Genomic DNA, 9,199 nt, shown 5'->3' on the forward strand with positions numbered 1-9,199 from the left:
AGGCCCAGCGTCAGGTAGCGGGTCACCTGGGTGATCTTGCGGCGGCCCGTATCGCCCTCGCGGGCCCAGCGGCCCACGGCGGGGATAACGCCCTGCATCAGCTGCATGATGATGGATGCGGTGATGTAGGGCATGATGCCGAGCGAGAACACCGAGAAGTTCGACAGCGCGCCGCCGGTGAACAGGTCGAGCATGGTCATGGCCACACCCGTGTCCTGGAACGCCGAGGCGAACTCGTGGAACGGAATGCCCGGTACCGGCACGTAGGCACCGAAGCGGTAAAGCGCAAGAATAGCCAGCGTGAAGAGGATCTTCTTACGCAGCTCCGGAACCTTGAATGCGTCAATAATTGAGCTTAGCAAGGCTCTTCGACCTTTCCTCCGGCCGCCTCGATCTTGGCCTTGGCGGAAGCGGACACTTTGTCAACACGCACCGTGAGGGCCTTGGTGATCTCACCGTCGCCCAGCACCTTCACCAGAGCATCGGCATGCTTGATAATGCCCTTGGCCTTCAAAGACTCGCCATCGACCACGTCGCCGGCCTCGAACTTGGCCTCGAGACGGCTCACGTTCACGGGCAGGTACTCAACGCGGTTGATGTTGCGGAAGCCCGGCAGCTTCGGCAGACGACGAGCGAGCGGCGTCTGGCCGCCCTCGAAGCCGGCACCCTTGCCGCCACCGGCACGGGACTTCTGGCCGTTCATACCGCGGCCGGCGGTCTTGCCGGTGCCGGACGCCGGGCCACGGCCCACGCGCTTGCGGTTCTTCGTCGATCCCTCGGCAGGGCGCAGATCCTTGAGTTCCATGTAATTCATTCTCCTTTTCGCTTTCCGACCAGGTATTTCCTTTTCCCTGATCGGCGTCGGCAGCTCGCCGCCGACAAACTTCCTTGTATCATGGCAACGGCGTGCCCTTGCGGACACGCCGAAATCCATCTAATGTGGGTGCGAGGATTTAGATTTCCTCGACGGTGATGAGATGCTTCACGGTGAAAATCATGCCGCGGATGCTCTCGTTGTCCACCTGCTCGCAGGTGTCGCCGATGTGGTGCAGACCCAGAGCCTTCAGGGTGCGGCCCTGGTTCGGGGCGCGACCGATGGCGCTCTTGACCTGGGTCAGACGCAGCGTCTTCTTTGCCTCAGCCATTAGTTCTGCTCCTTCCCGCCGAACATCTGGGCCACGGAAATGCCGCGGCGCTCGGCGACCTCAGCCGGGCTCTCCATGTTCTGGAGACCCGCAGCGGCGGCCTTCACAATGTTCATGGCGTTGTTGGTGCCCAGAGACTTGGTGATGACGTTCTGCACGCCGGCAAGCTCCATGATGGCACGAACGGGACCGCCGGCCAGCACGCCAGTACCGGGAACAGCGGGCTTGATCAGCACGCGGCCGGCACCGTACTCGCCCAGGATCTCGTGGGGCACGGAGCCCTCAGCGGTCACGGGAACGGTGAACATATTCTTCTTCGCGTCCTCGACGCCCTTCTTGATGGCGGTGGGAACTTCCTGGGACTTGCCCATGCCCACGCCCACGCGACCGTTGCCGTCGCCCACGACCACGAGGGCCGTCAGCTGCATGCGGCGACCGCCCTTGACGGTCTTGGCAACGCGGTTGATGAAAACGACGCGCTCCTGAAGCTCAGGGACGGTGCTTTCCTGTTGTTTACGAGCCATAAGCTAAAACCCCTTCTAGAATTTCAAACCTGCTTCACGGGCAGCGTCGGCCAGAGCCTTGACGCGACCGTGATACAGGTGGCCGCCACGGTCGAATACAACTTCCGTCACGCCGTTTTCCTGAGCCAACTTGGATACGATGGTGCCGAGCTCGGCAGCGCCCTCTACGGTGGCGCCGTTCTTGCCCGTGGCCTTGAAGGCCGGGCCGAGCGTGGACACGCCGCAGATGGTGGTGTGGCTCACATCGTCGATGACCTGAGCATAGATGTTGCTGTTGCTGCGGGTCACGCAGAGGCGCGGACGAGCAGCAGTGCCGGAAATCTTACCGCGCACGCGACGGTGGCGACGGGCAAGACCGGCCTGTTTCTTCTGTTGCTTATTCATAGGTTAATCCCTTCAATCAGCTACCGAATAGGCACTTAGTCTTTGCCAGCCTTGCCGGCCTTGCGACGGACATGCTCGCCCTCGTAGCGAATGCCCTTGCCCTTGTAGGGCTCCGGCTTGCGCCACTTGCGGATGTTCGCAGCAACCTGGCCGACGGCTTCCTTGCTGGGGCCGGATACCACGATCTCGGTCTGGGAGGGAACCTCGAAGGTGATGCCTTCGGGAGCCTCCACCAGAACGGGATGGGAGAAGCCCAGCTGCATCTCGAGGTCCTTGCCCTTGAGAGCAGCACGGTAGCCGACGCCGACGAGCTGGAGCTTCTTGGAGAAGCCCTGGGACACGCCCTCGACCATGTTGGCGAGGAGCGAGCGAGTGAGGCCATGATAGGCCTTGGACTCGCGGGTGTCGTCGGGACGGGTAACGATCAGATCATCGCCCTCGCGGGTGATGGTCATGGACGGCTGGAACGTGCGGGTCAGTTCGCCCTTGGGGCCCTTCACCGTCACGGTGTTGCCGTCAATGGTCACATCGACGCCGGCAGGAACGGCGATGGGCATCTTGCCGATACGAGACATATGCGCTTCCTCCCTTTCCTACCAGATGTAGGCGATGACCTCGCCGCCGATGCCCTCTTTGCGGGCATCGCGGTCGGTCATAACGCCGCGGCTTGTCGAAATAATTGCCGTGCCCAGGCCACCGAGCACGCGGGGCAGATCGTCCTTGCCGGCATAAATGCGCAGACCGGGCTTGGAGATGCGCTTGATGCCGCGGATGGTCTTGGCCTTCTTCGGGCCGTACTTGAGGGTGATCTCAAGGGTGCCACGGGGCTCGCCGTCGATCACGTCGTAGCGCTGCACGTAGCCTTCCTGCTCCATGATGCGCGCGATCTCGACCAGCTTCTTGCTCGTCGGCATGGAAACCGTGTCCTTGCCGGCAGATTGGGCGTTACGCACACGCGTAAGCATATCTGCGATGGGGTCGGTCATTGTCATGTGTGTTTTCTCCTTTGATCCGTGATGAACCTCGACGCTCGGTTCGTCGGCGCCCATAGCGCCTCCGCCTTTAGCATCGGGCACACCCGATTACGTGAGCCTTGTTTCCTACCAGGAAGCTTTGGTCACGCCGGGCAGCTCGCCTTTGTTGGCCAATTCACGCAAGCAGATACGGCACAGGCCGAACTTGCGATAGTAAGCGCGGGGGCGTCCGCAACGGGTGCAGCGGTTATGCTGACGCGTCGAGAACTTCGGCTCACGCTTGGCTTTGGCGATCATCGATTTCTTAGCCATGCATTCCTTCTTTCTTATTTATCCAGGCCCGCAACCTTTCCGTGCAGGCCTAAATACCGAGGTTACGCGACAAAGCCCTCGGACGAGGGCTGTCGGTTTACTTGCTCTTGAACGGGAAGCCCAGGGCGCTCAGGAGCGCGAAGGCACCCTCGTTCTCACCGGCATTGGTGACAAAGGTGATATCCATACCACGGGTGCGGTCGATCTTGTCGTACTCGATCTCCGGGAAGATGAGCTGCTCGGTGATGCCGAGCGTGTAGTTGCCACGACCGTCGAAGCTCTTCGGCGAAATACCGCGGAAGTCGCGCACGCGGGGAAGGGCGGTAGCCAGAAGACGGTCCATGAACTCCCACATGCGGTCGCCGCGCAGGGTGACCTTGCAGCCGATGGCCTGGCCCTCACGCACATGGAAGCCGGCGATGGACTTCTTGGCGCGGGTGACGCAGGGCTGCTGACCGGTGATGATGCGCATGTCGTTCATAGCGGCATCGAGGAGCTTGGAGTCGCCAGCGGCGGCGCCCACGCCCATGTTCACCACGATCTTCTCGAGCTTCGGCACGCAGTTGATGTTCTTGATGCCGAGCTGCTCGACGAGAGCCGGAACAACTTCCTTCTGGTACTTTTCCTTCAGACGAGGAGTAGCCATGTCATAAAGCCTTTCTTCGATGGATTAAACACCGGATTTCCGACCCGGTGTCCCTGGGACCTTCCCAGGGCCATGGCGCTTGACGCGCGATTGGATATTGTCCCACACTGCGGGGCTTTATCCAAGAGAAAATCCGTCCGCTCCAAAGAACGGACGGATTTTCGGTAAAAACTTACTCGGTAACGGCGGGGATGTCCTTGCCGCACTTCTTGCAGACGCGGACAAGCTTGCCGTCCTCGCGGCGACGGGCCACGCGGGTGGCCTCGTTGCAGCTGGGGCACACCAGCATCACGTTGGACACGTGAATGGGAGCCTCAACCGTGGAAATGCCGCCCTGGGGATTCTGCTGGGTGGGGCGCATGGCCTTCTTGACCATGTTCACCTTCTCGACCACCACGCGGGACTTCTCGGGAACCGAGCGCAGCACCTTGCCGGTCTTGCCGCGGTCCTTGCCGGAGATCACCTTGACGGTGTCGCCCTTGCGGATCGTCATCTTGTTCTGAGCCATTCTGACACCTCCCCTACAGCGTTTCCGGTGCCAGAGACACGATCTTCATGTACTTCTTGTCACGCAGCTCGCGGGCAACAGGCCCAAAGATACGGGTGCCGCGGGGGGAGCCGTCGTTGTTGATCAGCACGGCCGCGTTCTGGTCGAAGCGGATGTAGGAGCCGTCGGGACGACGGACTTCCTTCTTCACGCGCACGATCACGCAGCGCACGACCTCGCCCTTCTTGACGTTGCCGTTGGGCATCGCTTCCTTGACGCTGCAGATGATCACGTCACCGAGGCCCGCGTAACGGCGCTTGGAGCCGCCCAGGACCTTGATGCACTGCACCTTGCGAGCGCCGGAGTTGTCGGCCACGGCGAGCATGGATTGCATCTGAATCATGTGATGTTCCTACTTTCCTTACTAATAGCTTGGCGCACAGCCCAAACTATTTGGCCTTCTCGACGATCTTCAGCAGACGCCAGCGCTTCATCTTGGACAGCGGACGCGTCTCCATGATCTGAACGGTGTCGCCGACGCCGGCTTCGTTGTTCTCGTCATGGGCATGGAACTTCTTGGTGGTGGTCATCATCTTGCCGTAGACCGGATGGGGCTTGCGCTCCTCGACCATGACAACGATGGTCTTGTCGTTCTTATCGCTGACCACGACCCCTTGACGGATCTTACGCAGATTGCGCTCTTCAGTCATATTCTTGCACCTTTCTTAAGCTACGCGCTCAGCTCACGAGCTCGCATCTCAGTCTGGATGCGCGCGATATCCTTCTTAACCTGCTTCACACGGGCCGTGTTGTCCAGCTGACTAGTGGCCATCTGGAAGCGGAGATTGAAGAGCTCGGCACGAGCCTCCTTCAGCTTCACCTGCAGGTCTTCGGCAGAAAGTTCACGAATCTCTGCTGCTTTCATTATGCCTGCCCCTCCGTTTCACGAGTGACGATCTTGCACTTGATGGGCAGCTTGTTGATGGCCAGACGCAGAGCCTCGCGGGCGGTTTCGTCGTCGACGCCGGCGATCTCGAACATGATGCGGCCCGGCTTGACCACAGCTACCCAGCCCTCGGGGTTGCCCTTACCGGAACCCATGCGGGTTTCGGCCGGCTTCGAGGTAATGGGCTTATCGGGGAAGATCGTGATCCACACCTTGCCGCCACGCTTCATGTGACGGGTCATGGCGATACGAGCAGCCTCGATCTGACGGTTGGTGATCCAATGGGCCTCGAGGGCCTGGATGCCATACTCGCCGTGGTTCAGACGGGTGCCGCCCTTGGCCTTGCCCTTCATGGAACCACGCTGCACCTTGCGGTGCTTTACGCGCTTAGGTACGAGCATTACTTGTCACCCCTCTCGCGACGGTCGTTACGACGGGAACGGTTCGGGCGGGAAGAGCCCTCGAGTGCGGGCTGCGGAGCCTTCTGGCCCGGCAGAACCTCACCGTGGTACACCCACACCTGCACACCGATGGAGCCCATGGTGGTGGCGGCGGTGGCGAAGCCGTAGTCGATCTTCGCACGGAGGGTGTGCAGCGGCACGCGACCCTCGCGGTACCACTCGCGGCGGCTCATCTCGGCGCCGCCCAGACGACCGGAGCACTGGATACGGATACCCTTGGCGCCGGACTTCATGGCGGACTGCACAGCCTTGCGCATGGCGCGACGGAAGGCCACGCGGCCCTCGAGCTGCTCGGCCACGGACTGGGCGATGAGGTTGGCGTCCAGCTCGGGGCGCTTCACCTCGACCACGTCGATGGAGACGGGGCCGTTGGCCACCTTCTCGAGCTTCTTGCGCAGGGCGTCGATCTCGGCGCCCTTCTTGCCGATGACCACGCCGGGACGGGCGGTGGTGATGGTGACCTTGATCTTGTCGCCAGCGCGCTCGATGTCCACGCGAGACACGGAGGCACGGGCGAGCTGCTTGTCGAGGAACTTGCGGATGGCAAGGTCGTTCTCAAGCGTCTTGGCGTAGTCTTTGCCGGCGTACCAGCGGCTGCGCCAATCCTCGGTGATACCGAGGCGGAATCCGGTAGGGCTTACTTTCTGACCCATGGATTTATGCCTCCTCTCGGGGTGCGACGACGATGGTGATGTGGCAGGTGCGCTTGTTGATGCGCGAAGCCGAACCCTTGGCGCGGGGACGAATGCGCTTCAGGGTGGGACCCTCGTCGACGTAGGCCGTCTTCACGACCAGGTTGTCGCCACGAAGGTGATTGTTGTGCTCGGCGTTGGCCACGGCGGAGTTCATCGTCTTGGCGACGGTCTCAGCGGCGGCGCGCTCGCAGAAGGCCAGGATCTCGCGGGCCTGAGGCACGGACTTGCCGCGGATCAGGTCGACCACGATGCGGGCCTTGCGGGGAGCGATACGGACGTAACGCGATACAGCCTTAGTTTCCATAATTCACACCCGTCCTATCGCTTCTTCTTGTCGGCCGCATGACCCTTGAAGGTGCGGGTAGGGCTGAACTCGCCCAGCTTGTGGCCAACCATAGACTCGGTAATATAGACCGGCACGTGCTTGCGACCATCGTACACGGCGATGGTGTGACCCACCATCTCCGGGAAGATGGTGCTGGCGCGGGACCAGGTCTTGATGACGTTCTTTTCGCCTGCCGCGTTCATTGCCTCGATGCGGGCAAGAAGACGCGGTTCTACGAAAGGACCCTTTTTCAAACTTCTGCTCACTATGACTCCTTAAGTTTCCGCTACTTCTTGCGACGACGGATGATGAGACGGCTGGAGGCCTTCTTCGGGTTGCGGGTGCGATGGCCCTTGGTGGGAACGCCCCACGGGGTGACCGGGTGACGACCAGCGGACTTGTTCTTGCCCTCGCCGCCGCCGTGCGGGTGGTCAACCGGGTTCATAACCGTACCGCGGACGGAGGGACGGATGCCCTTCCAGCGGTTACGGCCGGCCTTGCCGATCTTGATGTTGGAGTGCTCGGCGTTGCCCACCTCGCCGATGGTGGCGCGGCAGGTGATGAGCACGCGACGCATCTCGGAAGAGGGCATACGGAGGATGGCGTAGCCGCCTTCCTTACCCATGAGCTGGATGGAGGTGCCGGCGGAACGGGCGATAGCAGCGCCCTTGCCCGGCTGGAGCTCCACGTTGTGGATGAGCGTACCGACGGGGATGTTGGCCAGAGGCATGGCGTTGCCCGGCTTGATGTCGGCGTCGGGGCCGCTCAGAACGATGTCGCCCACCTTCAGACCCTTCGGGTGAATGATGTAGCGCTTCTCACCATCGATGTAGTGCAGAAGGGCAATACGGGCGGAGCGGTTGGGATCGTACTCGATGGTGGCCACGCGAGCGGGGATACCATCCTTGTTGCGCTTGAAGTCGATGATACGATAACGCTGTTTCGTACCGCCACCCTGATGACGGGTGGTGATGCGGCCGTACATGTTGCGGCCGGCCTTCTTCGGCTTCGGGGCAAGCAGCGACTTCTCCGGCGTGGACGTGGTGATCTCTGCGAAGTCAGAGACCGTCTGGAAACGTCGGCCAGGGGACGTCGGCTTGTACTGTTTGATTCCCACAGTAACAACCTTTCTTACTTCCGGGCTTGGCGGCGCTTCCTGGTAACGGCAAGAAACGACACGTACCCGCTTCCTCGGACACCCGCTCGCGCGCCTCTCCGCACACCGGGCATCCCCTACTAATAGTGGTCAAGCGATTGCCGATCAACGCAGATGGAGGCTCTACGCTGCGACGCCGTCTAACCACGCGCCCGGGTGTATCCATAGGCACACAGACGCAAAGAAGCATTATAGGTGTGCAAGTTTCGAGGCTCAAGGAAAATTTTTGCAGCTCGGTAAACGCCACATTTCCCGCACATACAGGGCGAGGAGGGGGTGCCGGTGGGTGCGGAGCGTGGTCAACGGGAGGGTGTTTTCCATCAGCATCAGCAAAACGTGGTCAATCAGAAGGTGTTTTCCATCGAGAGCCCTTTTTCTTGGACTTTTTGGCCAATTAAGCAGCGTTTTCCGACGATTCGAGCCTTTCTTCAGCAGAATCGAAAAAGTCATGAGCCGCTGACCAGGCACTATAAAAAGGGTTGCGGAAAACGCCTCTCGATTGACCAGGAAATCGACGGATAACGCCTCCTATTTGGCTAAAAATCTATTGTTGATACAACGTCGATGGAAAACACCCGCTGATTGACCAGCCCTCTCTTGTCGCCCACGCAGATCCCGCCATACTTCTCTTTCAAGACCGATCCAGAACGACCGGGTCCTCCTCTGCCACAAAAGTGAAGTCCAGCCACCAGCTAATCCAAGAGCTGGAATACAACACGCGGCCGCTCAACGCCTACCGTCCTTTGCGTATGCCGCCTTTGCGGCCGTTGGCCTTCGGGGGTTTGCCAGGGCGCTGCGAGCAGGCCGGGCTCGGGAAGCCCTTCGCGGCGGGGGCCGTATCGCGCTGATCGCGCTTTCGTCCCTTACCAGCCGCCGGCCGCTCCGTTTGACGGCTTTCTTTGGCACCTCGCTCAGAAGCTGCACTCGAACCCTTTGCTCGCCGGTCGCCGGCGCGACCGCTCGTAGCGTTGGCGCCCCGTTCGGCGGCTGCACCCGAACGCTTTCCCGCACCTGCGCGCTTTCTAGCGCCTCCACTTTTAGCGCGGGACCCTCTCTCGCCCTCCCCTGCACCGTCCTGTGCCTTCGGGCGCTTGGGGCGGATGAGGGCTTTCTCGTCCCAGCCGATGAGGTCGGTGCGGCCGGC

The 9,199-nt window shown here is 61.2% G+C and carries 18 protein-coding genes and 1 pseudogene; 1 reads left to right on the plus strand and 18 read right to left on the minus strand.

Annotated elements, in window-relative coordinates:
- The 18 genes and pseudogenes from QZ307_RS09690 to rplB form a co-directional block, all read right to left on the minus strand.
- A pseudogene (locus QZ307_RS09690) lies at window positions 1–362 on the minus strand (preprotein translocase subunit SecY); the annotation flags it as partial.
- Window positions 356–805 carry a 50S ribosomal protein L15 gene (gene rplO, locus QZ307_RS09695; protein WP_295999334.1) on the minus strand — a complete coding sequence of 150 codons (450 nt, stop codon included), beginning with the start codon at window positions 803–805 and terminating at the stop codon, window positions 356–358. The pseudogene QZ307_RS09690 and the gene rplO, both read right to left, overlap by 7 nt.
- A 148-nt stretch (window positions 806–953) precedes the next feature.
- Window positions 954–1,145 (minus strand): 50S ribosomal protein L30, encoded by a 192-nt coding sequence (gene rpmD / locus QZ307_RS09700; protein ID WP_275206791.1) that lies wholly within the window; start codon window positions 1,143–1,145, stop codon window positions 954–956.
- The gene (rpsE, locus tag QZ307_RS09705) at window positions 1,145–1,669 is read right to left on the minus strand and encodes a 30S ribosomal protein S5 (RefSeq protein WP_295999337.1); all 525 of its coding nucleotides are present in this window, start codon (window positions 1,667–1,669) and stop codon (window positions 1,145–1,147) included. Before rpsE ends, rpmD begins: the two co-directional genes overlap by 1 nt.
- A gap of 15 nt (window positions 1,670–1,684) precedes the next feature.
- Window positions 1,685–2,053, minus strand: a complete 369-nt coding sequence (gene rplR / locus QZ307_RS09710) for a 50S ribosomal protein L18 (protein ID WP_295999340.1) — start codon at window positions 2,051–2,053, stop codon at window positions 1,685–1,687.
- 35 nt (window positions 2,054–2,088) lie between these two features.
- Window positions 2,089–2,628: a 50S ribosomal protein L6 gene (gene rplF / locus QZ307_RS09715; protein WP_275206786.1), complete on the minus strand. Its 540-nt coding sequence runs from the start codon at window positions 2,626–2,628 to the stop codon at window positions 2,089–2,091.
- Window positions 2,629–2,646: 18 nt separating this feature from the next.
- Window positions 2,647–3,045, minus strand: coding sequence for a 30S ribosomal protein S8 (rpsH, locus tag QZ307_RS09720; RefSeq protein ID WP_275206785.1), 399 nt, complete (start codon window positions 3,043–3,045; stop codon window positions 2,647–2,649).
- Between the two features lie 108 nt (window positions 3,046–3,153).
- Window positions 3,154–3,339 (minus strand): type Z 30S ribosomal protein S14, encoded by a 186-nt coding sequence (locus QZ307_RS09725; RefSeq protein WP_275206784.1) that lies wholly within the window; start codon window positions 3,337–3,339, stop codon window positions 3,154–3,156.
- Window positions 3,340–3,436: 97 nt separating this feature from the next.
- Window positions 3,437–3,985, minus strand: coding sequence for a 50S ribosomal protein L5 (gene rplE, locus QZ307_RS09730; protein WP_275206783.1), 549 nt, complete (start codon window positions 3,983–3,985; stop codon window positions 3,437–3,439).
- Window positions 3,986–4,157: 172 nt separating this feature from the next.
- The gene (gene rplX, locus QZ307_RS09735) at window positions 4,158–4,478 is read right to left on the minus strand and encodes a 50S ribosomal protein L24 (protein WP_275206911.1); all 321 of its coding nucleotides are present in this window, start codon (window positions 4,476–4,478) and stop codon (window positions 4,158–4,160) included.
- 28 nt (window positions 4,479–4,506) lie between these two features.
- Window positions 4,507–4,875, minus strand: a complete 369-nt coding sequence (gene rplN / locus QZ307_RS09740) for a 50S ribosomal protein L14 (RefSeq protein ID WP_275206782.1) — start codon at window positions 4,873–4,875, stop codon at window positions 4,507–4,509.
- Between the two features lie 46 nt (window positions 4,876–4,921).
- Window positions 4,922–5,182, minus strand: a complete 261-nt coding sequence (rpsQ, locus tag QZ307_RS09745) for a 30S ribosomal protein S17 (RefSeq protein WP_275206781.1) — start codon at window positions 5,180–5,182, stop codon at window positions 4,922–4,924.
- Between the two features lie 20 nt (window positions 5,183–5,202).
- Window positions 5,203–5,397 carry a 50S ribosomal protein L29 gene (rpmC, locus tag QZ307_RS09750; RefSeq protein WP_275206780.1) on the minus strand — a complete coding sequence of 65 codons (195 nt, stop codon included), beginning with the start codon at window positions 5,395–5,397 and terminating at the stop codon, window positions 5,203–5,205.
- The gene (gene rplP / locus QZ307_RS09755) at window positions 5,397–5,819 is read right to left on the minus strand and encodes a 50S ribosomal protein L16 (RefSeq protein WP_275206779.1); all 423 of its coding nucleotides are present in this window, start codon (window positions 5,817–5,819) and stop codon (window positions 5,397–5,399) included. The genes rpmC and rplP overlap by 1 nt, the downstream gene beginning before the upstream one ends.
- Window positions 5,819–6,532 (minus strand): 30S ribosomal protein S3, encoded by a 714-nt coding sequence (gene rpsC / locus QZ307_RS09760; RefSeq protein WP_275206778.1) that lies wholly within the window; start codon window positions 6,530–6,532, stop codon window positions 5,819–5,821. The genes rplP and rpsC overlap by 1 nt, the downstream gene beginning before the upstream one ends.
- A gap of 4 nt (window positions 6,533–6,536) precedes the next feature.
- Entirely contained in the window at window positions 6,537–6,878 is a 342-nt protein-coding gene (rplV, locus tag QZ307_RS09765) for a 50S ribosomal protein L22 (RefSeq protein ID WP_275206776.1), read from the minus strand.
- A 14-nt stretch (window positions 6,879–6,892) separates the two neighbouring features.
- Window positions 6,893–7,165 carry a 30S ribosomal protein S19 gene (gene rpsS, locus QZ307_RS09770; RefSeq protein ID WP_016309218.1) on the minus strand — a complete coding sequence of 91 codons (273 nt, stop codon included), beginning with the start codon at window positions 7,163–7,165 and terminating at the stop codon, window positions 6,893–6,895.
- A 20-nt stretch (window positions 7,166–7,185) separates the two neighbouring features.
- On the minus strand, window positions 7,186–8,016 hold the full coding sequence (rplB, locus tag QZ307_RS09775) for a 50S ribosomal protein L2 (RefSeq protein WP_275206774.1): 831 nt from the start codon (window positions 8,014–8,016) through the stop codon (window positions 7,186–7,188).
- Window positions 8,017–8,337: 321 nt separating this feature from the next.
- On the opposite strand from rplB, the gene QZ307_RS09780 reads away from it, so the two are divergent.
- Entirely contained in the window at window positions 8,338–8,577 is a 240-nt protein-coding gene (locus tag QZ307_RS09780; RefSeq protein ID WP_295999355.1) for a hypothetical protein, read from the plus strand.
- Window positions 8,578–9,199: the final 622 nt, after the last annotated feature.

The sequence above is a fragment of the uncultured Adlercreutzia sp. genome (genome assembly GCA_910585575.1).
Taxonomy (GTDB): domain Bacteria; phylum Actinomycetota; class Coriobacteriia; order Coriobacteriales; family Eggerthellaceae; genus Adlercreutzia.

What these genes read in the sequence shown, in the direction of transcription:
- rpmC (WP_275206780.1), bottom strand. Translation starts at nt 5,397, where the DNA reads ATGAAAGCAGCAGAGATTCGTGAACTTTCTGCCGAAGACCTGCAGGTG.
- rplE (WP_275206783.1), bottom strand. Translation starts at nt 3,985, where the DNA reads ATGGCTACTCCTCGTCTGAAGGAAAAGTACCAGAAGGAAGTTGTTCCG.
- rplV (WP_275206776.1), bottom strand. Translation starts at nt 6,878, where the DNA reads ATGGAAACTAAGGCTGTATCGCGTTACGTCCGTATCGCTCCCCGCAAG.
- rplO (WP_295999334.1), bottom strand. Translation starts at nt 805, where the DNA reads ATGGAACTCAAGGATCTGCGCCCTGCCGAGGGATCGACGAAGAACCGC.
- QZ307_RS09725 (WP_275206784.1), bottom strand. Translation starts at nt 3,339, where the DNA reads ATGGCTAAGAAATCGATGATCGCCAAAGCCAAGCGTGAGCCGAAGTTC.
- rplR (WP_295999340.1), bottom strand. Translation starts at nt 2,053, where the DNA reads ATGAATAAGCAACAGAAGAAACAGGCCGGTCTTGCCCGTCGCCACCGT.
- rpmD (WP_275206791.1), bottom strand. Translation starts at nt 1,145, where the DNA reads ATGGCTGAGGCAAAGAAGACGCTGCGTCTGACCCAGGTCAAGAGCGCC.
- rplN (WP_275206782.1), bottom strand. Translation starts at nt 4,875, where the DNA reads ATGATTCAGATGCAATCCATGCTCGCCGTGGCCGACAACTCCGGCGCT.
- rplP (WP_275206779.1), bottom strand. Translation starts at nt 5,819, where the DNA reads ATGCTCGTACCTAAGCGCGTAAAGCACCGCAAGGTGCAGCGTGGTTCC.
- rpsC (WP_275206778.1), bottom strand. Translation starts at nt 6,532, where the DNA reads ATGGGTCAGAAAGTAAGCCCTACCGGATTCCGCCTCGGTATCACCGAG.
- rplX (WP_275206911.1), bottom strand. Translation starts at nt 4,478, where the DNA reads ATGACGATCCGCAAGGGCGACACCGTCAAGGTGATCTCCGGCAAGGAC.
- rpsH (WP_275206785.1), bottom strand. Translation starts at nt 3,045, where the DNA reads ATGACAATGACCGACCCCATCGCAGATATGCTTACGCGTGTGCGTAAC.
- rpsE (WP_295999337.1), bottom strand. Translation starts at nt 1,669, where the DNA reads ATGGCTCGTAAACAACAGGAAAGCACCGTCCCTGAGCTTCAGGAGCGC.
- rpsQ (WP_275206781.1), bottom strand. Translation starts at nt 5,182, where the DNA reads ATGACTGAAGAGCGCAATCTGCGTAAGATCCGTCAAGGGGTCGTGGTC.
- rplF (WP_275206786.1), bottom strand. Translation starts at nt 2,628, where the DNA reads ATGTCTCGTATCGGCAAGATGCCCATCGCCGTTCCTGCCGGCGTCGAT.